This window comes from Singulisphaera rosea (genome assembly GCF_054877945.1).
Map to the genome: position 1 here is coordinate 660295 of NZ_JBTYIP020000003.1, position 25976 is coordinate 686270.

A 25976-nucleotide genomic window follows, 5' to 3' on the forward strand; every position below is an offset into this window, starting at 1 on the left:
TTATCTGGAAGTCCCCGCTCCATTTGCAGGATACGCCCCCATGGGAGCCGACGCCCGTCTGGCCGAGTTGAAGTTGGAACTGCCCACCGCCCCCAAGCCCGTGGCCACGTACGTGACGGCCGTCCGGCAAGGCGACCTGCTCTATGTCTCCGGGCACGGCCCGCTGAAGTCCGACGGCACGCTGATCACCGGCAAGCTCGGCGCGGACATGGACCTCGCCGGCGGTATCGTCGCCGCGAGGCAGACCGGCCTGGCGATCCTGGCGACCGTCAAGGATCACCTCGGCTCGCTCGACAAGGTCGTCCGCGTCGTCAAGACCCTCGGCCTGGTCAACAGCTCGCCCGACTTCCCCGACCACCCCAAGGTCATCAACGGCTACTCCGACCTCATGGTCGAAGTCTTCGGCGAGCCAGGCCGAGGCGCCCGCTCCGCCTTCGGCGTCGCGGCCTTGCCCGGCGGCATCGCGGTCGAGATCGAAGTGATCCTCCAGGTCAAAGATTGAGACCGGAGAGATTGGGTCAGAAATTGATCCACAGATGACGCGGATCGGCACAGATTAAAATTAGTAATTGAGTGCCTGTCTTGAAACCCGGTTTTTAAGAAAAAACCGGGTTTCGGCAATGGCTCTGACCGAAGCTTGCCAGGGTCGTGACATCCAGAGGAACCCAACCATTGTCCCGGGCCGGACGACTCCAGGGACGGACGTGCTTGATCGTCGGTGGGACGGGAGGGATCGGCCTCGCGTCGGCCCGACGGTTCCTGGAAGAAGGGGCACGCGTCGTCGTCTCCGGGCACGAGGCCGGTGCGACCCATGAGGCCGTCGAGGCATTGTCCCCACTCGGGCCGTCCTGGGGGCTCGTCGCCGATGTCCGCGACGGCGAGGCGGTCGAGGGCCTGTTTGACGCGGCCCTGGAACGGCTCGGGGGTCGGCTCGACATCCTGTTCCACGTCGCCGGGATCAGCGGGCGGCGATTCGGAGATGGGCCGCTCCACGATTGCAGCGAAGACGGCTGGGACGTCGTGATGGAGACCAACGTCAAAGGGCCATTCCTCACCAACCGCGCCGCCGTGCGCCGGATGCTCGCGCAAGATGTCGACGTGCATGGGCTGCGGGGGACGGTCCTGAACATGGGGTCGGTCCTGGGCTGGTCGCCATCGCCCGAGCTCTTCGGGACGTTTGCGTATGCCGCGGGGAAGGGGGCGGTCGTCGCGATGACGCTCGCCGCCGCGGCCCGGTATGCCGGTGACCGGATCCGGTTCAACCTGATCGCGCCGGGGTTGATCGACACCCCGATGGCCTCGAGAGCGGTGGGGAACCCGACGATCCGAGGCTACCTCGCCACGAAGCAACCGCTCGCCGGCGGCCCGGGATCTCCCGAGGACTGCGCCGAGGGGGCCCTTTATCTCTGCGAACCCGCCTCTCGATTCGTCACCGGTGCCGTGGTCAACGTCGACGGCGGCTGGTGCGTCTCCGAAGGCCAGTATCCGCCCGGGACGTCGCGATGACCGACCCTTTACAGCCTCCTTCCACGACTTCTTCTCCCGACGTCTTCACCCAGTATCTCGCGGCCGTCCGATCGGCGATCGACGCCATCGAGACGACGCAGTTGCCCGCGATCCGCGACGCCGCCGAGCGGTTCGCGCAGTCGATCCTGGCCGGGCGACTTGTCCACGTCTTCGGCACCGGGCATTCTCGGATGGCCGTCGAGGAGATGTTCCCCCGTTATGGCTCGTTCCCCGGCTTCCACCCGATCGTCGAGTTGTCGATGACCTTCCACAACCCGGTCGTCGGCGCGAACGGGCAGCGGCAGGCGATGTTCCTGGAGAACGTCCAGGGGTTCGGACCGGTCCTCTGGCGGAACTACGTCACGACGCCCGCCGACTCGCTCCTGGCGATCTCCACCAGCGGCTGCAACGCCGTGACGATCGACGTGGCGCTCGAGGCCAAGCGGCTCGGGATGTTCGTGGTCGCCCTGACCTCGCTACCACATGCGCGGGTCTCGAGCTCGAAGCACGAGTCAGGCCGCAAGCTGTACGAGGTGGCCGACATGGTGCTCGATCAGGGGGCTCCGGCCGGCGATTCGGCAGTCTGGGTCGAAGGGCTCGAGGATACCCCCGTGGCCCCGATCTCGAGCGTCTCGGGTTGCACCGTCATCAACCTGCTCAAGGCCGAGGTGGCCCGCCGACTGACCGAAGCCGGCGAACCACCGAAGGTCCTCACGGCCGCCTGCCACCTCGGTGCGGAGCGGGCCCGCGAGCTCTTCGAGGCCACTTACGACGACTATCGTCGGCGGGTCGGCGTCCTCTATCGTTGAGCCTCGAATGCGGGGCAGGAGTGCCCCGGCTACCCCGCGAGATCGAGCAAGGCTCGTCTGGAAGTCGACCACAATCCGCTCGATGGCCGAGCCGGTCAGTTGCCGAACCGGTTCCGGGAGATCTTCTTGTAGAGCACCAATTGCGAGAGCACCAGGCTCTTGTCCGTCAGGTCAACCGGGGTGAGGAAGACGACGTCCCCCTTCTCGGCGAACGAGGCCGCCCCTCGCGTGACCTGGGTAATCGTGAAGGCTCCCGAGTTGTCGGGGACGACCGTCGCGATGTTGTTGCCCGGGGTGCCGAGCGACAGGGGGTTGAGCTGGAGGGCGTTGCCGACGACGTAGAGCTGGCCCGGGATCCCGTTCCCCCCCGGGCTGATCGGGTAGGCCCAGCCATACTGGACGTTCTGGCTGGCGATGTCGAATGTGTTCATCATCCGGTTGAACGTCGGGTCGATCGTGGTCAAAACCCCGTTGGTGGTCGGGAGGATGCTCTTGGACGTGGCCGAGACGAGGGTCTGGTCCGAGCCCTCGTAGATGTCGATGTGGTCGGTCCGGACCGTGTTCGAGCCGAGGTCCATCCCAATCGCCTCGACATATGACCGGGGTGTCAGGGCCTCGAGCGAGGAGGGCCAGCGGACGAGGTACTGGCTGACCCGTTCCCAGGCGATCGGGAACTGCTGCCCCTCATGGTTCTGGACCACGAGCCATTTGGCGTTGGACATGATCACTTCCCCCCACGCCCCGCGCGGGGGAGGAGGGGGCAGGGGGGTGAGGCCGCCCGCCGTCAGGTTCTGGTACGGGCCGGGGAAGTTCTGGGCGAAGACCGACGACGATGGCCAGGCGAAGGCGGCCACGGCCAGGAGCACCAGACCGACTCGAGCCCGGGAACCCACTGCGATCTTCATGGCCCTTCCCTCCGACGGTAGGATCTTCGCGCCGATCCGGATCGCGGTCGAGACGCCGGCACGGTACACCCGTTGCCGTTCCGATATGGATATTTTCGAAATCGCAATATAGCCGAACAGCCTGCGAGAATCGAGGCCCATCGCGTCCGCATTGGCGTTGCCAGCCGCGCGGTTGAGGATTACACTCAAAGGTTCGCAACCTGAAGGAAACGGGAACGACCTCGGCCATGTTCGACGACTTACAGAAACGCCTTTCCTCAGCCTTCGGGCGATTCCGCGCGCGCGGCCTGCTCACCGAGGCCAATATCCAGGACGGCCTCCGCGAAGTCCGCACCGCGTTGCTCGAGGCAGACGTCAACTACCAGGTCGTCCAGGACTTCATCAAGCGAGTCGGCGAGAAGGCCGTCGGCCAGCAGCTCATCAAGGCCGTCCGTCCCGAGCAGCAGTTCGTCAAGATCGTCCACGACGAGCTCGTCGAGCTCATGGGGCCCGTCGACCCGGCGATCCGGTTCGAGAAGTCCGGGCCGACGATCATCATGCTCTGCGGCCTCCAGGGGTCGGGCAAGACGACGACCTGCGGCAAGCTCGCCCGGCTGCTCGCCGCCCAGGGCCGCAAGCCCCTGCTCGTCGCGGCCGACCTCCAGCGCCCCGCCGCCATCGAGCAGCTCAAGGTCGTCGGCCAGCAGCTCCAGGTCCCCGTCTTCAGTCAGGCCGAGTCGAACCCGGTCAAGGTCTGCCAGGATGCCCTCGCCGAGGCCAATCGCCAGGCCCGCGACACGATCATCCTCGACACCGCCGGCCGGCTCCACGTCGACGACGCCTTGATGGCCGAGCTCCAGCAGATCGAGAAGAAGGTCAAGCCCCACCACGTCTTCTTCGTCTGCGACGCCCTGACTGGGCAAGACGCCGTCGCCTCCGCCGGCGAGTTCAACAAGGCGCTCGAGCTCGACGGCGTGATCCTGACCAAGCTCGACGGCGACGCCCGCGGTGGTGCCGCCCTGTCGGTCCGCAAGGTCACCGGCGTCCCCGTCAAGTTCGTCGGCAAGGGGGAGAAGCTCGACAAGCTCGAGCCGTTCGACCCCGAACGACTCGTCGGCCAGATGCTCGGCATGGGCGACATCGTCGGCCTGGTCGAGGCCGCGCAGTCGGTCATGGACCAGGAAGAGGCGATCCGGCAGCAGGAGAAGCTCGCCAAGGGGAAGTTCGACCTCAACGACTTCCGCCAGCAGATCTCCCAGATGAAGAAGATGGGGTCGGTCCGCGACCTGATGGGCAAGATCCCCGGGCTCAACCAGATGCCCGTGAACTTCGACGAGATCGACGCCGACGGCGAAGTTCAGCGGATCCAGGGCATCATCGACAGCATGACGCCCGACGAGCGCCGGGACCCCGACAAGATCGACATCTCCCGCCGCCGCCGCATCGCGGCCGGCTCGGGCGTCGACCCCTCGGATGTCTCGGGGCTCGTCAAGCAGTTCGACGCCATGGCGGCGTTCGTCAAGCAAATGTCCCAAATGAGCATGCTTGACAGGATACGCGCCATGACCGGCCTCGGCAAGGCCGGCGCCTTCAACCCCGGCGCCCGCCTCGTCGCCCCCAAGCAGGGCACGGGCAAGCGGCTCACCCCCAAAGAACGCGAGAAGCTCCGCAAGCAACGCGAGAAAGAAGAACGCAAGCGTCGCCGCGATGAACGCGGGAAAGAAGCTTGATTGTGTGGGGAGAGAGCCACAGAATTTTTAGCCACGGATGAAACACGGATGGAACACGGATAAGACAAAACAAGAAAAGCCAGTTAGAGAAATAAGATGGATCTCGAGCACCGGCAGATCACCGAGGAAATCATCGGTGCTGCGTTTGAGGTTCATCGAGTTTTGAGATACGGCTTTTTGGAAAAGGTTTATCAGAAGGCGATGCAGGTTGAGTTGGTGAGGCGTGGGCTTAGGGCCGAGTTGGAAGCGAAGATCAAGGTGAATTACAAGGGGGCCGTTGTTGGAGACTATCAAGCCGACCTTTTCGTTGACGAGCAAGTGATTGTCGAGCTCAAAGTCGCCAAGACCTATAACACAGAGGATGAGCCCCAGCTTCTTAACGAATTGAAGGCGACGGGTGTCAAAATTGGCCTCCTGATCAATTTCGGACGAACCAAAGTTGAGTTTTACCGTTTTGTCTTTTAAATATCTTTTCTCTTGCTCTTATCCGTGTTTCATCCGTGTTCAATCCGTGGCTAAATTGTCTTCGTCTGTGGCTTACAGTCTGTTAGTCCGTGGCTCACTGACTGTTCGATAGGGAATGGAGCGGGTGCTTTAAGCCCGTGACGCGAGGCCGCCGTAGGCTCGGGACCGGCCTCGTCCCGGAGGGTGAGAAGTCAGGTGAGTGGGGTTCCCGAAGGACTTGCCATGCGTCCGAGCCGAGGCTTTGTTTGAGGAGAGATTCGAGTGGTCCGTCTTCGCATGAAATCGTTCGGTCGTCGACATCGCCCCTTCTTCCGCATTTGCGCGATGGATTCCCGCAGCCCTCGAGACGGGCGTGCGATCGAGGAACTGGGGCTCTACGACCCGATGGTCCGCAACCTCGAGGCCCGCGCCGTCCTGGAGGTCAGCCGGATCCGCTACTGGCTGTCGGTTGGCGCCCAGCCGAGCGAGAAGGTCCAGGCGATCCTGAACCGCCATGGCGTGACCAAGCCCGCGCCCGGTGAGCCCTGGCAGCTTCCCGAGCCGCCGGCCGCTGCCCCTGCCGCGGCTCCGGCTCCGGCTCCGGCCGCTACCCTGGCATCGCCCCCGGCGACCTCGTAACCCCGGCACCCGACGACAGACGAACCGATGTCCGCCCCTGTGCTCCGTTTCGACCTGCTGACCCTGTTCCCGGCGCTCTTCGACGGATTCCTCGGCGAGAGTATCCTGAAGCGCGCCATCGACCGGGGATTCGTGGACGTCCGCCGCTGGGATATCCGCGACTGGGCCGAGGGGAAGCACAAGCAGGTGGACGATCGGCCGTTCGGGGGAGGACCCGGCATGGTCCTGATGGCACCCCCGACGGTCGCGGCCGTCGAGGCCGTCCGGGCCGCCGCCGATCCCCCGGGCCGTCTGATCGCCATGACGCCCCAAGGCCGAAGGCTCGACCAGGAGAAGGTCCGCGAACTCGCCCGAGAACCGAGGTTGATCCTCCTCTGCGGGCGTTACGAAGGGTTCGACGAGCGGATCCTGGAAGCCCTCGAGCCGGAGCGTCTGTCGATCGGCGATTACGTCCTCTCGGGGGGTGAGGTCCCGGCCATGGTCGTCGTCGACGCCGTGACCCGGCTCATCCCCGGGGTCCTCGGCGACGCCGAGAGCGCGGTCGACGAGTCGTTCGGGCCCGACGGCGGACTCGAGTATCCCCACTACACCCGCCCCCGCGAGTTCCGCGGGCGTGCGGTCCCCGAAATCCTCCTCGGCGGCGACCACGCCGCGATCGCCCGGTGGCGGAAAGAACATCGACGATGAGGGCGGCCTCGACGGCGACGCTCGGTAGACATGCGACGGTGGGCCGCATCGACGGCCCCGAGAGCCGGGCCCCTAGACCTAGGCCCAGGCGCCCGTCGTCATCGTCTCCCGGTAAGGCCCGCGGTCGGACGCCCCCCTCTCATGATTACTCCAAGGCAGAAGGAAAGGGCTGAGCCATGCAAAATCATCTGATGGAGACGGTCGAGCGCTCGAGCATGAAGGAGACGATCCCGAAGTTCGAGATCGGCGACACCGTGGACGTCCACGTCCGGATTCTGGAAGGCGAGAAGGAGCGCATCCAGATCTTCAACGGCGTCGTCATCGCTCGCTCGGGCACCAAGACCCGCGAGATGTTCGTGGTGCGCCGGATCGTCCAGGGCGAGGGCGTCGAGCGGAAGTTCCCGGTCCACTCGCCGCGGATCGCCGACATCGTCGTGAAGCGGTCGGGCAAGGTCCGTCGCGCCAAGCTCTATTACCTCCGCGAGCGTTCGGGCAAGGCCGTTCGCCTCAAGGAGCGCTTCCCGGGCGGCAAGACGACCATCGCCGAGGCCAAGGCCGCCAAGGCCGAGCGACGCGCCAACAAGGCCGCGGCCAAGAAGGCCAAGGCCGATGCTGCCGCCGCCGCCAAGGCCGGCTCATGAGCGCCCCCCGTCGACGTTGACGGCGAATCTTTATCGAACGAGCCCGACGCGCGAGGACGAACCGTCCTCGCCGTCGGAGCCATCCGACGCCTCGACCTCGGGCATCCGCCTCGAAGGCCGGTCAAGCGGGCCGATCGGCGTCCCTTCGACGGGGACGCCGACCTCGCCTTCTCGCGCGAGCCCCTTGAGGGACCGGACCATCCCCTGGCCACGCCCGAGTTCCGATCATCCTGCGTCGAGAGATCCCGCCACGCTCTATACTCCGTCCGAAGTACGTACGGACCGGCCTCGCCAACCAACCAGACCTTCGCGTGACAGGTCAAATCGTTACGTTTGATGACCTGGAAGGTGGCGGCACGGGTTGTCATGACCCGGCCTAAAATCCGGGCTCACTTTGCAAAACACAGGGGTCCTCCGGGAGTCAGTGACGACTTCCGGGGAGTGGTCGTCGCCGTCGACCACGTCGGAACCCTGATTGAGAACGCCAATCGCTTGCATCGCGTAAAAACGTCGGGATTTCACCGTCCCGTCTTCTGTGGCCGGCCTCTGTGAGGCCGTCGCTCCGGTTCGTAGTGACGGGAAGGGAAGGAAGAAGAGCCGGCCTCGAAGCGGCCAACGACAGAAATGGGATCTCCGCAAGGCGTGAGAAACACAAACGAGAGGCGCTCTCGATGTAACGCAGGGTTCGGGACGGAGAAGTCCGGCCCGAGACACTCCGAGCTCATCTTGAAGCCGCAGGCTTCGACCTCAGCGAAGGCGAACACACCAACCCATCAGTGAATTCGTGTGGTCACACTTAGGTGTCAATGTGCAGCACGTCAAAAAAAATCTCTTGCTCAATGCGATGTTTCTCGGTTATGAAGGAATGGCGGTTCCTCCCCTTTATCAAAACGACCCAGACTACCACAGAATCCGCCCTTCACTCCGACGCGCCCGGACCGGGGCGCAACGTCGACTCCTCACGGCATGCTGCCGTCTGCGTGCGTTAGACTATCACCGGCAGGTTGCGCTCCGGCGCGTCTCCCGGCACCGCCCCTCCCATCGACGGGCCGCGAATATGCCGAACCATAGGTCCTTGCGAACCTTGCGTTCGATCCGCGATCGCCTCGTACCCACCTCGCTATATTTTCTCATCACCCTACCGATTTACTACGCGTTGGTCCTCTGGCTCCAACCGACCACGGGGTTGAGCATCCGGGCGATCGGGTTCCTCGTCGTCCTCCCGCCGGCATGGACCTGGGGGTTGGGCTCGAGCGTGGCGGCGATGGCCGCGATCCACTTGACCAACACGGCCTTGGATGAGGCGCTGGGGAGACCCTCTTCCCTGTTCGCCGCGGAAGGCCTGCCGCCGCTCGTCGCATCGATGGGGATCGCCCTGCTGATCCGGAGGTTGCGAGTCCTTGGGGATCAGGTGAAGCAAGGGCTGCACGAACGACTGCGAGTCGAAACCCGGGCGAGAGAGTCGGAAGCCCAGGCCAGGGAGTCGGAGTCGTGTTACCGCCAGATGTTCGAGGGCAACCCCCAACCGATGCTGATCCTCGACGCGGTGACGCAGATGATCCTCTCGGCCAACGCCGTCGCCGTCGCCCAGTACGGATTCGAGCTGGAAGCCCTTCGGTCGATGACCTTGGCGGACCTGGCCCCTCCGGATGACCGCCCCTGGCCCGACGAACCTCGGCCTTGGCCGGTCGCCGCCGGGTTGCGGAGGCATCGCAAGAATGATGGGACCGTCATCGATGTCGAGATCACGACCCACGACTTCCCGTTCGAGGGGAATAAGGCCCGGCTCGCGCTCGTGCAGGACGTCACCGAGCGGGTCCGCACCCAGGAAGCGCTCGAGCATCAGGCCCACCACGACGCCTTGACCGGCCTGCCGAACCGCGTCCTGCTCCGGCGCCAGGCCGAACGATCGATTGCCTTGGCCCGGGACACCGGCGAACCCTTCGCCCTGCTGATGATCGACCTCGACCGATTCAAGGAGATCAACGACACCCAGGGGCACCACCACGGCGACGTCGTGCTCCAGGTCGTCGGCCGTCGTCTCCGCCATGCGATGCGCGACTCGGACGTCACCGCCCGGCTCGGGGGGGACGAATTCGCCATCCTGCTCGCCGGAGTCACGGAGGCCGAGGCGACCACGGTCGCGGGGCGGGTGCTCGAGTGCCTGTCGCAGCCGATCACGCTCGACGGCCAACCCGTCGACGTCGGGGCGAGCATCGGAGTCGCCGCCTTCCCCGAGCACGGCGGGGACTACGACGAGCTGCTCCGACACGCCGACGCGGCCATGTATACCGCAAAGCATTCCGGAGGGGGAATCGCCGCCTATACTTCCGGTTGCGACCGATCCTGGGCCCCTCGGCACTCCATGGAGGGGGAATTGCAGCGCGGGATCGAGGACGGCGAACTTGTGCTCCACTACCAGCCCAAGCTCGACCTGCGGACCGGACGCATCCTCGATGTCGAGGCCCTCGTCCGGTGGCGGCACCCGCGAGAGGGGCTCCTCCCCCCCGCGCAGTTCATCCCGCTCGCCAGGCGGAGCGGCCTGATCAAGTCGCTGAGCCTCTGGAGCCTCAAAGCGGCCGTGGGGCAGACAAGGGTCTGGCAACGCTCGGGGCTCAACCTCGTCGTCTCGGTCAATCTGCCGGTCTCGAGCGTCCAGGACCTCGGGCTCGTCCCCGCAATCCAGGATCTGCTGGACCGTTGCGACGCCCTCGCTTCCTGGCTCACGATCGAGATCACCGAAACGGTCATGATGGAAAACCCCGACCGCGCGAGGATCGTCCTCGGGCAACTCCACGACCTGGGGATCAGGATCGCGGTCGACAACTTCGGGACGGGGCATTCCTCGCTCGTCTATCTGAAAGATCTGCCGATCGACGAGCTGAAGATCGACCGGTCGTTCATCAAAGACCTCGCGATCGACCCGACCACCGCGGCGATCGTCCAGTCGACTCTCGAGCTTGGGCGAAAGCTGGGCGTACGGGTCGTCGCCGAGGGGGTCGAGACGCAGGAGACGCTCGACCGGCTCACCGCGATGGGCTGCGATGCCGCCCAAGGGTTCCTGATCAGCCGTCCGCTCCCCGCCGACGAGCTCACCGCCTGGCTCGGCCGGCCGCGGAGGGACCGCGACATCCTCGCCTCGCCGACGAGCTCCCCACGCAGATCCGTGCCAATGCGACTCCCCTGCGAAGCCCCCGCCAGCCTGCCCCACGAGACTCCTGCCATCGCCAGCCAGACGTCCCGGGACGGACTGGTCCCCGACTGAACCCTCCCCATCCGATCCTGGGCCGGCCGCGTTTCCTCCGCCGCTCAAGCCAGGGCGACAGGCTGAGGCTGCTCCCGGCGCCCCCCCGTCTCGGAAGGGTCGGTCGCTTCGGCCTCTACCGTGGCGACGTGCCCCGGGCCTCGCCCGAAGAGGAGGTAGAGGACCGGCAGCGCGAGCATCGTCAGGAACGTGTCGCAGGCCATGCCGAAGACGACCACCGTCGCCAACGGTCGCTGGACCTCGGCCCCGACGCCCGTCGAGAGCATCATCGGCACGAACCCGAGCGCGGCGACGGTCCCCGTCATCAGGACGGGGCGCAAGCGGGCGAGCCTCGCCTGCTCGATGGCCTCGCGTTTCGGGACGCCATGCGCCATCCGGTCCCGGATCGCGCTGACGAGCACCAGCCCTTCGAGCATCGAGGCCCCGGCCAGGGCCACGAAGCCGACCCCGGCCGAGATCGTGAACGGCAGGCCTCGGATCCAGAGTCCGAAGACGCCGCCGACCCTCGCGAACAGGACGCCGCTGAAGATCATGAGCGCGTCCCGCCACGACCCGAACGTCAGGTAGAGCAGGCTCAAGATCAAACCCAAGGCCAGCGGGACGACGATCAGCAGCCGACGCTCGGCGCGGATCATGTTCTTGAACTGGCCCCCCCACTCGATCGTGGTATCGGGAGGGAGCGCCACCTGCCGGGCGATCGTCCTCTGAGCCTCCTTGACGAACGAGCCGAGGTCGCGACCCCGGACGTTCGCCTGCACGACGATCCGACGACGCCCCCACTCTCGCTGGATGGTCGAGGGACCGGTCGTCTCCACGACCCGGGCCAGGCGCGTGAGCGGGAGGCGTTGGCCGTTGGCGGTCGGGATCAGGATCGCCTCCAGGGCCCTGGCATCGTCCCGGTACGAGGCGGGGAGGCGGACGACCAGGGGGAACCGTCGGTTCGGCTCGAGGACCTCGCCGACCTCGATTCCTCCGGCCGCCTTGACGGTCTCGAGGACCTGGCGCGCGGAGACACCGTGCCGAGCGAGGGCGTCGCGGTCGACCTCGACGCGGAGCACGGGCAGGCCGGTGATCTGCTCGGTGCTGACGTCGGCCGCCCCCCGGATCTGCTTGACTACGCGCTCGATCTCGGCGGCCTTGGTCTTGAGCACCTCGATGTCGTCGCCGAAGAGCTTGATCCCGAGGTCGGCCCGGATCCCCGCCAGCATCTCGTTGATCCGGAGCTCGATCGGCTGGCTGTACACCGCACGCATGCCCGGTAGGGTCTCGGTCACCTTCGACATCGCCTCGACGAGCTCGTCCTGTGTCGTGGCCTTCCTCCAGCGGTTTCGGGGCTTGAGCGTGACGTAGACGTCGGTCACCTCGAAGCCCATCGGGTCGGTCGCGACTTCGGCGGTCCCCGTACGGCTCCAGATCCGGTCCACCTCGTCGGGGAACTCTTCCTTGAGGAGCGCTTCGATGCGCGTCCCGTACTCGAGCGACTCCTCCAGGCTGATGCTGGCGAGCCGGATCGTATTGATGACGATCGTCCCTTCGCCGAGCCTCGGCACGAACTCCGAGCCGAGGCTCAAGCCCAGGATCGTCGTGGCCACCGTGATCGAGCCGACGAGGATCAGCGTCGCCCACGGGAACCGCATCCCGAGATGCAGGAGCGGCCTGAACAGGAACTGGGCCGCGCGGTCGACGATCGTCTCGCGGTCGCGGACCTTCCTCGGGAGGCCGAGCGACGCAAGGACGGGCATCAGCGTGAGGGACAGCAGCATCGACGCGGCCAGCGCGAAGACGACGGTCAGGGCCATCGGCCGAAAGAGCTTCCCCTCGATCCCCTCCAGGGTCAGGATCGGGAGATACACGATCATGATGATGAGCTCGCCGAACATCGTCGGCTTGCGGACCTCGACGGCGGCGTCCCGGATGACGTCGAGTTTCGTGCGATCGGAGCGGTCGTGGGCGAGCCGCCTGACGCAGTTCTCGACCATGACGACGGAGCTGTCGACGACCAGGCCGAAGTCGATCGCGCCGAGGCTCATGAGGCTCCCCGCGATGCCGATGCGTTCCATCATCGTGACGGCGAAGAGCATCGACAGTGGGATCGCCGAGGCGACGATCAGCCCGGCGCGGAGGTTCCCGAGGAACGCGAAGAGGACCGCGATGACGAGGAGTGCCCCCTCGAACAGGTTCCGCTCGACGGTCTCGAGGACGCGGTCGACGAGTTGGGTCCGCTGGTAAACAGGCACGATGTCGACGCCCGGGGGGAGCGACCGGCGGACCTCGTTAACGGCCTGGTCGAGCGCCCGGGTGACCTCCCTCGAATTCTCCCCCATCCGCATGAACGCGAGCCCGAGGACGACCTCGCCCTTGCCGTCGGCGGTGACGCCCCCGCGTCGGATCGCGTGGCCCTCGACGACCTCGGCGACGTCGCCGACGCGGATCGGCACGCCGTCCCTCGCCGTGATGACGATCTTGGCGATCTCGTCGATCGAGCGGGCCCGTCCGACCCCCTGGATCAGGCTCGATTCCCCGGCCCTCGTCACGTAGCCGCCACCGACGTTCTTGTTGTTCTCGCGCAAGGCTCGCGTGACGTCGTCGAGCGTCAGGCCGTACTTCGCCAGCTTGATCGGATCAGCAAGCGCCTCGAACTGCTTCGTCAGGCCTCCCCAGGGGTTCACCTCGGCCACGCCGGGGACGCGCCGGAGCCTCGGGCGGATCACCCAGTCCTGGATCGAACGGAGCTCGGCCAGGTCGCGCTCGGGGTCTTCGCTGGTGATGATGTAGTGGTAGACCTCGCCCAGGCCGGTCGCCACCGGCCCCATCGTGGGGTCCTCGATCCCCTCGGGGAGCTTCGCCTCCCCCAGGCGTTCGTTGATCTGCTGGCGCGCGAAGTAGACGTCGGTCCCGTCTTCGAAGATCGCGACGACCTGCGACAGGCCGAACTTCGAGATCGAGCGGACCTCGGAGAGCCCCTTGAGCCCCCCCACGGCCAGCTCGACGGGGAAGGTGATCTGCCGCTCGACTTCCTCTGGGGAGAGCTCGGGCGCGACCGTGTTGACCTGCACCTGGACCGGCGTGGTGTCCGGGAAGGCGTCCATCGGCAGCCGGATAGCCGCGCGGGCGCCGAGGACGACCAGGATCGCCCCCAGCAGCAGGACGGCGAAGCGGTTCTTGAGGCTGAAATCGATCAGCGCATTGAGCATCGCGGGCATCCTCCGTTCGTCGGCGTCGCGAGGGTCATTCGCAACAGCCGGCGCCGATGGCGCCCTTCATGATCTCGGTCTTGAGCAGGAACGCCCCCTTGGTGACGACGCGCTGGCCCGGCTTGAGGCCCCAGGCGATCTCGACGACGTCGCCCCGGTCGGACGCCTTGGTCATGACTCGCTGGGCCCGATACCGGCCCACCTCCGCCTCGGGGAGGAAGACCACGTCGGCCCCGTCCTTGTTCTGCACGGCGAGCTTGGGGACCACGACCGCCTTGTGCTCGTCGCCGACGCGGATCTCGGCCCTGCCGAATTGGTTGGCGCGGAGCCGGCCCTGGGTGTTGACGAGCTCCGCCCGGATCCGGGTCGTGCGGGTCGTCGGGTTGACCTCGGCCCCCGCCCAGGTCACCTTGCCTCGGTAGGAGGCCCCTTCCTTCTTCGGGTCGGCGCCCGAGATCGTGAACGTGACCTCCTGGTCGGGCGCGACCTTGGCAAGGTCGCTCTCGTACACGTCGACCCAGAGCCACATCTGCAACGTGTTCGCGATCGTGAAGAGCTGGCTGGTCTCCTGGATCGCCTCTCCTTTGACCGCGTGTCGCGCCACGACCCAGCCGTCGATCGGGGCGACGATGTCGAGCACGTTCCGGGTGTCGCGGGCCTTGAGCACGTCCGCGAGCTGCGCGTCGTCGAAGCCGAGGTTGCGGAGCTTCTGCTCCGCGTCCATCGCCCCCGCCTGCGCCTGGTTCAGGGCGGTGAGCATCTCCAGCTCCGCCTTGCCCGCGACGGCCCCCGTACGCGTCAGGGCCTGCGTCCGGTCTGCGGTCGCCTGGGCGAGCTTCACCGACGCATGCGTCGAGATGAGCTGCGTCTTCGCGGCGCTGACCGCGGCCGCGTCGACGACGGCGAGCACATCCCCGCGTTTAACGGCCTGTCCCAGGTCGACACGGACCTCGCGGAGGAACCCGGAGACCCTCGGGTTGACCTCGGCGTAGTGGTTCGCGTCGTACGCCGTCTCGGCGTTGGCCACGAGCCGGTGGGCGTGGGTTTCCTCCGTCACGAGCGCCGTCTGGAGCCCGATCTGGCGGACGAGCTTGCCCGAGGCGAGCTTGACCGTCGGCAAGGGCTGCCGGCATGCCTTGGCCGCCTCTGCCGAGGCCATGGAGGAGGATCCGCCCGCGACCTTCTCCGCGAGGCACTCGGCGCACTCGAGCTCCGGCTTGTTATGCGAAGCACACCATCCGTCGTCCGGCTCCGCGGTCGACGCCGAGGGCGCCAGGCCACAGTCGACGCAGAACGCCTTGGGGAGCCCATGCCCCTTCGGACACATCTCGATCTTATAAGCCTCGCGGACCTCGGCATGGCACTTGGTGCAAATGTCCTCGGGGATGTTGCCGTGCTCCTTGCAGAGCATCAAGGTCTTCTTGAGTTCTTCGTGGCAGATCGTGCAGAACTTCTCCGGCACCCCGTGCTCTTTACAGTAGAGCCCGGCGTCTTCCGTCTTGGCCTCGCCCCCGACCGAGGCCAGCGGGCCGACCTTGGCCCACGAGGGGACCCATGCCGGCCTGGCCACGACCACCGCGGCGCCGACGATGCCGATCCCCAGCAACGCTGCAAACATGAAGACAAAAATGCGTTTCATGGAAATGATCCCCGCGCGAATGCCCCTGGACCATCACCGTCGCCTCGGGCCGACGGGCCTCGAGGGTCGAAGGTGGGATGATGACGTGGGTTTTCACGAGCCCCGGATGCGGGGCCAGGATTCGAGACGCCGGGGACACACCCCGGCGCCGTCGCGGAGGGATCTCAGCAGCGGAAATTCTGGAGATAGGCCCGCACGGTCACCGAATCACCCCAACTCGCCAGGCCGTGCAGTGTCCCCGACGTGTCGACGGGGCAGGAGAGGTGATGGGGTAGGATCGTCTGGCCGCCCAGGAGGAAGAGCGGAGAACCGAGGACGTCGAGCAAGCCGGGCAACCGGGCATCGACCGAGGGGACGGCCCCCTGACAGATGCAGTTGTCCCCCTGCTCGGGGCAAGACTCGGGGGCCTGAGAATCGCCAGGGGCCCCGTCCGCGTGCCGATGCGGCCCGTGCGCGACCTCGACCGCCCCGCAGAGCACGGGGCAGAACATCACGAGGCCGATCAGGAGGAGTGCCGCAACAGTCCGCACGGTTTCAAACCCGAGGGGTTGGTGCCATCGATGCCTATCATCAATCAATAGGCATTTCACGGCCCGAGTCAAGTCTCTTGGAGGGAACTCTCGCAACATCGATCCTCCCTCGAGAGGATAGATCGGGCCGAGGTCAATGATTCCTGAAGCCCGATCCCGAGTCAACCGGAGAATCCTGCCAGGATTCCCTGGCCCATCGCCGGATCGCCGTGACGGGAGCCCTGGTCCATATGGCCTTCGTTCCTCTGTATGCGAGCGTCGCTCTAGAATCCGAGATCCTCGCCTTCATGTGTCGCCCGGCCGATCTGCTCGACGCCGCCTCGGCGACCGTTGTACCAAAGGAGCCATCGCGTCTCGTCGAGGATCGCGAATGGCTTATAAACCGCGTCGGCGTCCCACGTGCCGGGGTCGGGGCGGAGGATCGGGTTGGCCGGATGTCGACGCCAACCGGTGAGGCCATCCTTCGAGCGGGCCACGCCGATCTGGGCGTGGTCTCGGTCTCGAAACCCGATGAAGAACATGAGGTAGCCGCCGCCATGCGGGACCACCTGGCAGGCCGTCACCCGGTCCTTCTCCCAGTCGAGGGACGGGTCGGGGCGAAAGACGGGATTGCCCTCGTGCTTGACCCAGTGGAGGCCGTCCTTGCTGGTCGCATGTCCGATGGCGTCCGGCTCGTACTGTTCGCCGCCCGAGTACCACATGCGATACAACCCGGCCTCGGCGTCGAAGATGACGTGGGGGCACATCACCGCCACCTTCTCCCAGGGCCGGTCCGCCGCGAGAACGGGCCTGTCGCTCGCACGCCTCCAGGCCTTGCCGTCCGAGCTTGTCGCATATCCGATCCAGGATTTGTCCTTCGCTTGCCCGGTGTACCACATCCGGTAGACACCCTCGTGCTTGATAACGACCGGACGGTTGATGTCGTCCTCCCAGCCCGTCTTCTCCTCGGGACCGAGGACGATTACGGGCCTGGACCACTCGACGCCGTCCTTGCTCTCCACGAGGGCAACGCTCTTCTTCGGTCGCCACGAGAACCACATGCGGTAGACATCCCCTTCCTTGAGGACCGAGATGTCGAAGCACGTCCCGAGCTCGCCGCCGAGGACCGGGCTCCTCGGCGACTTCGTCCACCCCGCGACGGTCTTGGGCGCCGCTTGATCCTGGGCCCGAACCTGGGCTTCGATCCCGAGAAGGATCCCCAGGATCGAAAGGAGGAGTATGCTGTAGAGGTTGCGACTCGATCGTTCCATCATCGAACAGCTCCAAGTTAGCGACTCTGGCGGGAGGGAGGGCGCTCAGCGGGGCTGCTCTATGGTCACCTTCGCGAGGTAATCCGGGTTCGTCACGACCCGCCCGGTCGAGCGGAGCCGGTACTCGGCGGGCGGAGCACTCTCGACCCAGCACGGGTCGCCAAGTTCGACGATCATAGCAGCTTCAAATGCCCGGTGATCGGGTCGACCCGCTCGGGGTAATCCGGCCCCACGGCGCAGCAGGTCGGCGTCGGCACGCCGTGGAACTCGGTCTTCCCCGCATCGACGCAGAGCTGGACCAGGACGCTCGACCCCTGGGCCTTCTCCACGATGGCGAGCAGCTCCGCCTCCGAGTCTACCCGGACACAGACTTTGGTGAACGCCCCTTCGAGCCAACGGCTTTCGGCCTCGGTGAAGGTGTAATCGGGCCGGCGAATGCGCCAGGCCAGCCAGATCATCGAGGCGTGTGCTCCCTGGGCAATCTCTTTGCCCCGCCTCATCCCCAGGTCACGCCGCATTACGATCACCTGCTTGGGCGCGGATTCCATCGTCGAACCTCCCTGGCGTTGTTCACTCGTCCCTGGTTGGGACAGACTCGGAGAGCTCGGGGATTGGAGAGCGCCCCCTCGATCATAAGCTCCCGATCGGTCGACGCTCCCGCCCACGAAGATGCTCGCTCAAATCCATTCCGCCGACGGCGTGTTCGATACAGCGCCGTCGAGGCGTTCCTGTTTCCTGGATTATCTCGCTCCCGAGTCCGGAGCCTGGTAGCCCGCCTTCCCCCAGACCTGCTGGTTGAAACCCGCCGAGCCCCCACGGGGGATGGTGATCGTCGTCCAGTGACTTCCCGCTAAGATCCGGGCGATCAGGACGATCTGCCCGACGTGGTAGCCGCAGTGGGCCAGCGACCTCTGGATCGCCAGCGGGACGCTGTGTGGCTCGCCCCGGATGAGGACGGTCTTGCCGACATCCGCCGCCGACAGGCTCGCCAGGGCCTCGAACAGTCGTTGCCAGCCAGACTCCCAGTAGGCGAGCAGTTCTTCCTTCGAGGCGAACGTATCGACAAACTCGTCGTCCCGGTTTCGCCAGGGCTTCTCGCCGTCGCTCGCCAGGAAATCGGTCCACCGAGAGAGAAGGTTCCCGGCGAGATGCTTCATGATGACGGCGATGCAGTTGGTCTCGGGGTCCAGGGCCACGTGCAGCTTGTCGTCGGGCAGTTGGGCCACGGCCTTATCCGCCCATCCCTTGTTGGCACGGAAGGCGGCCAGGGTGCCTTCGATCAAGGCTTTCGCCACGTCGTTCGATCCGACGACTGTCGCCGCCATCGTGGACCTCCTGAGGGGGTGGGTCGATTCCATCAAACTTGCCAGCCACTGGCCGAAGAAGCCTGGAACGCTTCCGACATTGCCGGGAGCAGCTCGGTGTCGACCGGTGGTCGTTGCTGATGACCATAGTGCCGACTCGTGCCACTCGCTAGTCCGCACCCGTTCTTGGTCGAGTCCGGCGGCCAACTCCTCCGCGACGTCCTCCATCAAGTTGAGCGGCTGGCCGGCCAGCATCATGTTCTTTTCGAGGATCTTGATAGACTCGCCGGAAATGTTTAACATAGGTTTGCCGTAATGGCCTGAGCCATCCAAGACATCCGTAAGGGGAGGATCGCGATGCCCGCCCAGCCGAGCCCTTGTCGCGGACCGCGACGGATCACGCGCCGCGAGATGGTGGAGATCGGCGGGCTGTCGACGCTCGGGTTGGGGATGACTGGGCTGCTCCGTGCCGAGGAGGCGAGGCGCCAGGCCGCGGTGTCGGCGGCGCGTCCGCGACCGAAGGCCGACGCGTGCATCCTGATTTTCCTGGACGGCGGTCCCAGCCACCTCGACATGTGGGACATGAAGCCCGATGCGCCGGTGGAGATCCGAGGCGAGTTCAAGCCGATCGACTCGACCCTGCCGGGCGTCCCGCTGAGCGAGCATCTCCCCCAACTTGCTCGGCAGATGCACCGTTGCACGGTCATCCGGTCGGCGCATCACAGCGTGAACAACGCCCATGCGGCGGCGGTGTACACGAGCCTGACCGGCCACGACCGGGGCGACGCGACGGTCCTCGTCGGCGCCGGGCCGCACGACTACCCGGCAATCGGCTCGGTGCTCGGGCTCTGTCGGCCTCCAACGACTCCCGTCGTCCCTTACGTCTCAATGCCTTATATCACGGCCGAAGGGGCCGGGGGACCGCCTCAGCCTGGCTTCTTCGGCGGCTGGCTCGGCCGGAACCGCGACCCATTCTTCGTCCTCAAGGATCCGAACGCCCCCACCTTCGGGATGCCCGAGCTGGCGCTCCCGGACGACGTCTCGACCTCCCGCTTCGGCGGCCGGCGTGCCCTGGTGCGTGACCTCGGGGCGATCCCCGTCGGCTTCGATCGGGACCGTCGCTATCGAGACCTCGACGGGTTCCAGTCCAAGGCCTTCGACATCCTGACCGCGCCCGAGACCCAGCGGGCGTTCCGGATCGACCGAGAAGACCCTAGGCTCCGTGACGCGTACGGGCGGAACATCTACGGACAGAGCGTCCTCCTGGCCCGGCGCCTCATCGAAGCAGGCACCCGCGCCGCGTGCATCTCATGGGCGCCCGACGCCAACGCGACTTGGGACACGCACGGCAACAACTTCGGGCACCTGAAGAACACGTTGTTGCCCCAGTTCGACGCCGCGATCTCGAGCCTCCTGACCGACCTGGAGGCGCGTGGGATGCTCGAACGGACCCTGGTCGTGGCCATGGGCGAGTTCGGCCGCAGCCCCAAGGTTAACGCCATGGGAGGCCGCGATCACTGGAACCACGGCTACTCCCTCCTCCTCGCCGGGGGCGGCATCAAGCAAGGTTACATTCATGGCGCCAGCGACAAGATTGGCGCCCGCCCCAAGAGCGACCCCGTCACTCCTGCCGAGGTCGTCGCCACGATCTACCACTGCCTCGGCATCCCCCACGACCTCGAGCTCCGCGACCAGCTCAACCGCCCCCTGACCGTCGTCCCCAACGGCGAGCCGATCGCCGCGGTCCTCGCCTGAGCCATTCGAACGACAACACATTGCACCGTGAGCATGGTCTCGCCTAGAATATTATTGATAATGAGGGCAACCGCTTATGAGGTGCCCCTCCTGACCGTCCCTTCTTCATCCACCGCATCGCGAGGCCGGGCGTTGCGCGTGGCGGCTCTGGAGTCATCATGGATCCGATCCACTCCTTGACCTGGCGTGTGGCCGGCATGCCCTTCGAGCTCGCGACACTTGGACATCGGGACCTCGACGTCCTCTACAAGCAGCGGCTCCTCCCCTTGGTGGGCCCGCTCGAGGCGAAGTTCCGCCGGCCGGCCGACGCGGACACACAGGCCGAGGGCCGTGCGATCGACGCGCTGTCCCGCTGCCTGGATTCGTTCCGTGCGATTCTCTCGGCTGCGCTACGCAAGGCCAGGCCGAGGATGACCGCTATGGAAGCAACGTCCCTGGTCGCTTACTATTGCGGCGACCTGAGCAGCAACGAAGAAAGCGGTATGCTCTACCGGCAGGTGCGGCTCCTGGGCGAAATCTCCCTCCCCCGCCTCGACTCCCAGCACCGCGAACGCTTCGCGTCCCTGGTCGCCCTCGCCGGCGAGTTCGAAGGCTCATCCCACTCGTCCTGATCGCAGCAAGACACATCTCTTCTCACCAATTTTTTGACTTGAGAGGGGTCCGGGCCCTATACTGGGTGTGCGTACCATCCTACGCATTGAATGGCCTGGGGGCCTTCGTAAGCCACGACGGTCGTGAAGTTCCGAACACGCCCTTTCCCCAGGCGAATTGTCAAGCCAACGCAACACGGGCCCACTTCCCGACGCTGGGAGCTCTTGGCCCTACGAGGAATGCGGCGACGTCGCCGCAATGGTGGGGTCCGCCCCGCCCCTGGCCAGGTCCTGGCAACACGCCCGATGCCCCCAACATCGGTCGTAAGAGGCCTGCCCATGGAACTTGTGCGCGAGTCTTGCTCTCGGGGGAATGGAGTCGGTTCGTGCGGGCTATGTCGGAGAATGACCCGCGGTTCTTCGAGTTCGTCTCGAAGGCGCCGCAGTGGATACGCGAAGAGTTTCAGAATCGTTCGTTTGTTCAGAGGCTCGTCGTCCCGAGGTCTCGCCGGGCGGTCCACCTCTGCGCCATGCTCTGGCGAGACGAGGTAAGCAACCCCGACCCGGCCGCATTGTTGTCGGGTGGGATCGAGCTCAAGGCGGAAATCCTCGGGCCCGCGGTCGATCGGGCCGCGGCCGGCTCGAGGCTGATTGTCCGCGGATCGCCCGAACATCGAATGATCCGAGCCGTCGCCAGACGATTACATGAATCCATGATCGCAGACCTGGGATGGAGAGACGTCGAACCCATCGCCGAGCTCGCCGACGAGCAAGCTCGTGCCACGGATGAAAATGTCTTTGTCGCGATTGAAGACGGGAAGGCGGTCGGCCTGGCAATCGCCCGCCTCTACCAAGGGGTCGTCCTCTCGTGCCAGGCCGCCGAAGAGGGTTTTCTTAAGCCCAAATGCCGATTCATCCCCCTCGCGGAAGGTACGTCGGTCCGGGCCGTCGAAGGGGTCTGGGTCGCCAAGGAGTATCGACGCCGCGGCATTGCCGGGGACCTCATCCGCGCGTTGGGCGAGGGCTTCGGGACCGATCCGAGGGATCTCGTCTACCGACTCCCGCTCACGCGTGGGGCCTTCGGCCTGATCCATCGCCTGGCGGAAGGAGAGTTCGGGGGCGTGGGCGATCTCGCCCGCGTCCACACGACGAACGAGGAGCAGGCCGAGGTCATCCCGTGCGACGTACTCACGCACGAGCGAGATCTCAGCCGGCTCGGCGTCTGACCTCGGTCGCCTCTCGGTCGTCAACGAGGTCGAGGTAAGGCTTACGCTAGGACGTCGATTCCTGAGGGATGGGTCGCGGGCCGAGCATCCCCAGCGCCTCCGCCTGCCGGCACGCATCGTGCCAGGCCTTGCTTCGCGTCAACGCCTCGGCTCGCACGACGTTCTCGCCGTTCGAGCCGTAGACGATCCAGTAGCGAGCGGCCGCTCCGAAGAACGCCGTCTCCCCGATCGTCCAGCCAGCCCCCCGTAGCCGCGCCCTTTCCTCCTCGGTGTCCGGGAGGTTCCAGGCCTCCACAGCACGCTGCCAACGGGCCAGCATGGCCTTGCGGTCCTCTCCCCCCACATCTTCGACAGCCACGGCCGTCATGAGGTCCTCGAGGATCCTGCCCCGAGTCTCTTCCTCGCTCAAGCCTTCCGTAAGGTAGCGATCGAACGATCGACGAATCGTGGCCAGGATCTCCGGGTCTGGTTCGAGGGGGGTCATGTCACCTCCTGGGAATCGCCACCCTGATGATTCACCGTCGAAGCAAACGTGGATAGTCGACGACTCCCGCGTGAAAGGAAATGCAAACAACATGCCTTTCGGATCGTCCAATCCTGATTTGTCGAAGGTCCATCGGGGCCCGACGGCTCGAACAAATCCATCGGGCATCCCGAATCGATCAACCTTGGGACACGGCCACGTCCTCTGGCCACGTCCAGCGCGAGTCGGATCGTCCCAGGATCGAGGGCCGACCGTGCGGATCGCGCCGCGTCCGCCCACCCCCCTGGATCCCGTTCAGACCCGACTTGCGTGGCGTAGAGTCTCAATTTCCGGGTCGGTTCGTCAAGCACCCGTGACAGGATGCAACACGACTCCGGACGGCAATGACACGGTAGCCCCGCTCGGCGAGACGGCAAGGGCCCTCCGCAAGCGGGCGGAAGTAAGCGGATGGTCGCCGGCCGGCTCCCGATCGCTCTCGGGCTGGCAAGGGCGCCCTGCAAGCAGATCCCAACTCATCCAACATCCACGAACAAATTAGGATACGCTCAACACTATGAGAAAATAGGGAATTTAGGGATTCGTAAGTAATCTTCGACGACTCATGGATTACGGCAGTCTCGGTCAGAAGTTAAACTTGACTCAGACTTCGGTCGGATCTCATGCTCGTTTTTGTCCCAGCCGTCGCCCCTCAGGAAACTGATGATTTCCGACACCCCGCAACCTGCGATGCCCGAGATCGACGCGAATGCGTTGCTCTCCTTCGACGTGCGTTCCGACCCGCAGCTGGTGCAGCGGTTCCGGGTCCTTGCTCGAGGGGCAACGATCGCCGTGATCGTCATCGGGATCTGCGTGCTCCTCGGTTGGGTCGCGGACATCGCCACGCTCAAGAGCCTGATCCCGGGCTACGTGAGCATGAAGGTCAACACGGCGCTAGCCTTCACCCTCGCCGGGACATCCCTCGCGATCTCGCAGGGAAAGGATCGGGAGACCGGGGCCAGGCTCGCCGCCTACCTTCTCGCGACCCTGGTGCTGTTCATCGGGTCATTGACGCTGTTCGAGTATCTCTCCGGCCTCGACCTGGGAATCGACCAGTTGCTCGCCAAGGACGGGACCACGGCCTCCGGCACCCACCACCCCGGCCGGATGGCCATCCTGAGCGCCTTCAGCTTCCTCCTGTTCGGCATCCTCCTCTTGCGGATCGGCGGGGAGCGGACGACCGACCCCCGCCCAGAGCAGGGATTGGCCTTGGGAGTGGCCGCCCTCGCGCTGATCGGGCTGGTGGGTTACTTCTACGGGGTCAGCTCGTATTACACGCTGGCCCGGTTCTCCCAGATGGCGATCCATACGGTGGCGTCGTTCCTGTTGCTCAGCGTCGGCGTGCTGGGATCCCGCCCTTCGGACGGCCTGATGAGCGTCGTGACGGTCCGTAGCGCCGGCGGCCTCGCTGCGCGTCGCCTGCTGCCGGCGACGATCCTGGTCCCCATCGTGGCAGGTTGGCTGCGGGCCCGAGTCGAGGAGATGGGCCTCATCGACGCCGACCTCGGCACCGCGCTCCTCGTGATGTTTTGTACGGTATTCTTCACCGGCCTGATCTGGATGACCGCGATCTCCCTCCACAAGACCGACGTGGTCCGGACCCACGCGCAGCAGTTGAGCCGCGAGCTCAACGGGCGCATGCGGCAAGACGCCGAGGAGCGGGCCGTCGAGCTCGAGACTTCGGGGAGGACGATCCGGGACGCCGCGAGCCAGTTGGGCACGGCCGGCGAACAACTACTGGCGGGGACGCTCCGACAGTCCGCCGACGTGCAGAAGCAGGCCGCCGCCGTCATGGAGACGATGGCGGCCGTGGGCCTCGTGAGCCAGACCGCCGAGCAGACATCGCTCCGGGCCAAGGGGGTCGGCGAGTCGGTCCAGCACACGATCGACATCGGCAAGCTCGGCCGCAAGGCGGTCGAAGACTCGATCACAGCCATCCGGGGCGTCCGCGACCAGGTGGAGACGACCGCGGGCAACATCCTCGAGCTGGCGAATCAGGCCCAGGCCATCGGCGAGATCATCTCGACCGTCCGGACGATCGCCGAGCAGACCAATCTCCTCGCGCTCAACGCCGCGATCGAAGCCTCCCGCGCCGGGACGCACGGCCGAGGTTTCTCCGTCGTCGCCGGCGAGGTCAAAGAGCTGGCCGATCGGGCGAAGCGGGCCACGATCCAGGTCAATAAGATCCTCGGCGAGATCCAGAAGGCCACCAACTCGGCCGTCCTCTCCACCGAGCAAGGCGTCCGGGCCGCGACCGAGGCCACCCGCGTCGTCTCCTCGGCGGGCGAGACGATCAAGGTTCTGGAAAACACCCTGGCGCAGACCGGCATGGTCGCGTCCGAGATCATGACCTCCGCCAAGCAGCAGACCGTCGGCATGGCCCAGATCAACCTCGCGATCCAGCACATCGAACAGACCTCGACGACCACCCTCCACACCATCCGACAGGTCGAGCACGCCGCGAAAGACCTCAACACCCTCAGCCGACGCCTCGCCGCCATCGGCGCGGGCTGAAACCGCACCACACGACGCGGAGGAGTTGGCCGATGTTCGAATTCACCATCCATTCCCTCGTCAAGCAACTTGCCGCATTGGTCCCACCTCCAGGCCGTCGACAAACAGGACGGCCCCAAGCCTCCAACCGCAAAGCCAGCGAATGCTGCGGCCTATGCCCAAGTTGCCACGAATTCATCTCCGTCGACTTCCCCTCAGAGGCCGTCCCGGTCCCATGCCCCCACTGCGGCCGGGCCATCCGTTCGCTGAAATCACTCGGAGGCTGACGACCACGGAGACTCGCATGATGCAGTGACTCGCTCGCCGGACGTGAGTCGCACGGGATGAAGCGAACGGTGTCGCGGGCGTCTGAAGCTCCGACACTGACCACCTCCCCTCGGCGCCGTGTTGGCCTTGCACGCGACACGACGAAGCTCGAGGCAGGACGCGGGTGGCCCTCCACGACGATGCCGAGCCAACCGTTCCGGAGGAACACCGCAACTCGACAAATATTTCAAACTAATACATATCAATAAATTCAGATTTTCACACAAAATCTTAGGCTCTCGACATGAACCATTTCGGCCTCGCGAATCTGGCGATCATTTTCGAAGACGAGGTTTTGCATGACGTCCAAAATCGGCTTCGACATATTATCGAAATCGACGAATGATGTTTTCCGCCATGAAAGTCAATAATGATAACGTCAAGAGTAACGACCGGCGGCGCGGAGATCCACCGACTCTGGGCTTCACCCGCCACTTGGGCCCTCCATGCCGTGAGGTTCGCCTTCCCTTTGGTCGTACTCTGCTGATTGGAGATCGGTGGCCCCGGGACGACGAATTCCAGATGCACGGCCATCCGATTGCA

Annotated in this window: 22 protein-coding genes and 2 pseudogenes; 13 read left to right on the forward strand and 11 right to left on the reverse strand. The window is 65.6% G+C overall.

The window, feature by feature from the left end:
* Positions 1–40 precede the first annotated feature (40 nt).
* The 3 genes from ACYOEI_RS08915 (at position 41) to ACYOEI_RS08925 (ending at position 2315) form a co-directional block, all read left to right on the forward strand.
* Positions 41–502 carry a RidA family protein gene (locus ACYOEI_RS08915; protein ID WP_462849052.1) on the forward strand — a complete coding sequence of 154 codons (462 nt, stop codon included), beginning with the start codon at positions 41–43 and terminating at the stop codon, positions 500–502.
* Between the two features lie 170 nt (positions 503–672).
* Positions 673–1506: an SDR family NAD(P)-dependent oxidoreductase gene (locus tag ACYOEI_RS08920; protein ID WP_462849053.1), complete on the forward strand. Its 834-nt coding sequence runs from the start codon at positions 673–675 to the stop codon at positions 1504–1506.
* Positions 1503–2315 carry a sugar isomerase domain-containing protein gene (locus ACYOEI_RS08925; protein WP_462849054.1) on the forward strand — a complete coding sequence of 271 codons (813 nt, stop codon included), beginning with the start codon at positions 1503–1505 and terminating at the stop codon, positions 2313–2315. The genes ACYOEI_RS08920 and ACYOEI_RS08925 overlap by 4 nt, the downstream gene beginning before the upstream one ends.
* Positions 2316–2410: 95 nt before the next feature.
* On the opposite strand, the gene ACYOEI_RS08930 is transcribed toward ACYOEI_RS08925, so the two are convergent.
* Positions 2411–3220, reverse strand: a complete 810-nt coding sequence (locus ACYOEI_RS08930) for a hypothetical protein (protein ID WP_462849055.1) — start codon at positions 3218–3220, stop codon at positions 2411–2413.
* Between the two features lie 227 nt (positions 3221–3447).
* Between ACYOEI_RS08930 and ffh the strand changes: the two genes are divergently transcribed.
* From ffh to rplS, 5 genes and pseudogenes are all read left to right on the forward strand, one after another.
* Positions 3448–4929: a signal recognition particle protein gene (gene ffh / locus ACYOEI_RS08935; protein WP_462849056.1), complete on the forward strand. Its 1482-nt coding sequence runs from the start codon at positions 3448–3450 to the stop codon at positions 4927–4929.
* A gap of 96 nt (positions 4930–5025) precedes the next feature.
* The gene (locus tag ACYOEI_RS08940; protein ID WP_462849057.1) at positions 5026–5394 is read left to right on the forward strand and encodes a GxxExxY protein; all 369 of its coding nucleotides are present in this window, start codon (positions 5026–5028) and stop codon (positions 5392–5394) included.
* A 261-nt stretch (positions 5395–5655) separates the two neighbouring features.
* Complete coding sequence (gene rpsP, locus ACYOEI_RS08945) at positions 5656–6012, forward strand: 30S ribosomal protein S16 (protein WP_462849058.1); 357 nt, start codon at positions 5656–5658, stop codon at positions 6010–6012.
* A 27-nt stretch (positions 6013–6039) separates the two neighbouring features.
* Positions 6040–6699, forward strand: coding sequence for a tRNA (guanosine(37)-N1)-methyltransferase TrmD (trmD, locus tag ACYOEI_RS08950; protein WP_462849059.1), 660 nt, complete (start codon positions 6040–6042; stop codon positions 6697–6699).
* 176 nt (positions 6700–6875) lie between these two features.
* Positions 6876–7217 (forward strand): annotated as a pseudogene (gene rplS / locus ACYOEI_RS08955) (50S ribosomal protein L19); the annotation flags it as partial.
* Between the two features lie 153 nt (positions 7218–7370).
* Here the strand turns inward: rplS and ACYOEI_RS08960 are convergent.
* Positions 7371–7541 carry a hypothetical protein gene (locus tag ACYOEI_RS08960; protein ID WP_462849060.1) on the reverse strand — a complete coding sequence of 57 codons (171 nt, stop codon included), beginning with the start codon at positions 7539–7541 and terminating at the stop codon, positions 7371–7373.
* A gap of 874 nt (positions 7542–8415) precedes the next feature.
* On the opposite strand from ACYOEI_RS08960, the gene ACYOEI_RS08965 reads away from it, so the two are divergent.
* Positions 8416–10605: a putative bifunctional diguanylate cyclase/phosphodiesterase gene (locus ACYOEI_RS08965; RefSeq protein ID WP_462849061.1), complete on the forward strand. Its 2190-nt coding sequence runs from the start codon at positions 8416–8418 to the stop codon at positions 10603–10605.
* 44 nt (positions 10606–10649) lie between these two features.
* On the opposite strand, the gene ACYOEI_RS08970 is transcribed toward ACYOEI_RS08965, so the two are convergent.
* From ACYOEI_RS08970 to ACYOEI_RS09000, 7 genes are all read right to left on the reverse strand, one after another.
* The gene (locus tag ACYOEI_RS08970) at positions 10650–13799 is read right to left on the reverse strand and encodes an efflux RND transporter permease subunit (RefSeq protein WP_462849063.1); all 3150 of its coding nucleotides are present in this window, start codon (positions 13797–13799) and stop codon (positions 10650–10652) included.
* A 34-nt stretch (positions 13800–13833) separates the two neighbouring features.
* Positions 13834–15438 carry an efflux RND transporter periplasmic adaptor subunit gene (locus ACYOEI_RS08975; RefSeq protein WP_462849064.1) on the reverse strand — a complete coding sequence of 535 codons (1605 nt, stop codon included), beginning with the start codon at positions 15436–15438 and terminating at the stop codon, positions 13834–13836.
* Between the two features lie 164 nt (positions 15439–15602).
* On the reverse strand, positions 15603–15968 hold the full coding sequence (locus tag ACYOEI_RS08980) for a hypothetical protein (protein ID WP_462849065.1): 366 nt from the start codon (positions 15966–15968) through the stop codon (positions 15603–15605).
* Between the two features lie 263 nt (positions 15969–16231).
* Positions 16232–17221, reverse strand: a complete 990-nt coding sequence (locus ACYOEI_RS08985; protein WP_462849066.1) for a family 43 glycosylhydrolase — start codon at positions 17219–17221, stop codon at positions 16232–16234.
* Between the two features lie 42 nt (positions 17222–17263).
* Positions 17264–17395 carry a hypothetical protein gene (locus ACYOEI_RS08990; protein ID WP_462849068.1) on the reverse strand — a complete coding sequence of 44 codons (132 nt, stop codon included), beginning with the start codon at positions 17393–17395 and terminating at the stop codon, positions 17264–17266.
* Entirely contained in the window at positions 17392–17766 is a 375-nt protein-coding gene (pth2, locus tag ACYOEI_RS08995; RefSeq protein WP_462849069.1) for an aminoacyl-tRNA hydrolase, read from the reverse strand. Before pth2 ends, ACYOEI_RS08990 begins: the two co-directional genes overlap by 4 nt.
* Positions 17767–17958: 192 nt before the next feature.
* The gene (locus ACYOEI_RS09000) at positions 17959–18543 is read right to left on the reverse strand and encodes a DUF1572 family protein (RefSeq protein WP_462849070.1); all 585 of its coding nucleotides are present in this window, start codon (positions 18541–18543) and stop codon (positions 17959–17961) included.
* 336 nt (positions 18544–18879) lie between these two features.
* On the opposite strand from ACYOEI_RS09000, the gene ACYOEI_RS09005 reads away from it, so the two are divergent.
* The 3 genes from ACYOEI_RS09005 (at position 18880) to ACYOEI_RS09015 (ending at position 22093) form a co-directional block, all read left to right on the forward strand.
* Positions 18880–20277, forward strand: coding sequence for a DUF1501 domain-containing protein (locus ACYOEI_RS09005; protein ID WP_462849071.1), 1398 nt, complete (start codon positions 18880–18882; stop codon positions 20275–20277).
* Positions 20278–20435: 158 nt separating this feature from the next.
* Positions 20436–20888: a hypothetical protein gene (locus ACYOEI_RS09010; RefSeq protein WP_462849072.1), complete on the forward strand. Its 453-nt coding sequence runs from the start codon at positions 20436–20438 to the stop codon at positions 20886–20888.
* A gap of 374 nt (positions 20889–21262) precedes the next feature.
* A complete protein-coding gene (locus tag ACYOEI_RS09015) occupies positions 21263–22093 on the forward strand; it encodes a GNAT family N-acetyltransferase (protein WP_462849119.1) in 831 nt (276 codons plus the stop codon).
* 46 nt (positions 22094–22139) lie between these two features.
* Here the strand turns inward: ACYOEI_RS09015 and ACYOEI_RS09020 are convergent, their stop codons facing one another.
* Positions 22140–22577 carry a hypothetical protein gene (locus ACYOEI_RS09020; RefSeq protein ID WP_462849073.1) on the reverse strand — a complete coding sequence of 146 codons (438 nt, stop codon included), beginning with the start codon at positions 22575–22577 and terminating at the stop codon, positions 22140–22142.
* Positions 22578–23276: 699 nt separating this feature from the next.
* Here ACYOEI_RS09020 and ACYOEI_RS09025 point away from each other — a divergent pair.
* Positions 23277–25127, forward strand: a complete 1851-nt coding sequence (locus ACYOEI_RS09025) for a methyl-accepting chemotaxis protein (RefSeq protein ID WP_462849074.1) — start codon at positions 23277–23279, stop codon at positions 25125–25127.
* Positions 25128–25644: 517 nt separating this feature from the next.
* Here the strand turns inward: ACYOEI_RS09025 and ACYOEI_RS09030 are convergent.
* Positions 25645–25770 (reverse strand): annotated as a pseudogene (locus ACYOEI_RS09030) (RusA family crossover junction endodeoxyribonuclease); the annotation flags it as partial.
* Positions 25771–25976 lie beyond the last annotated feature (206 nt).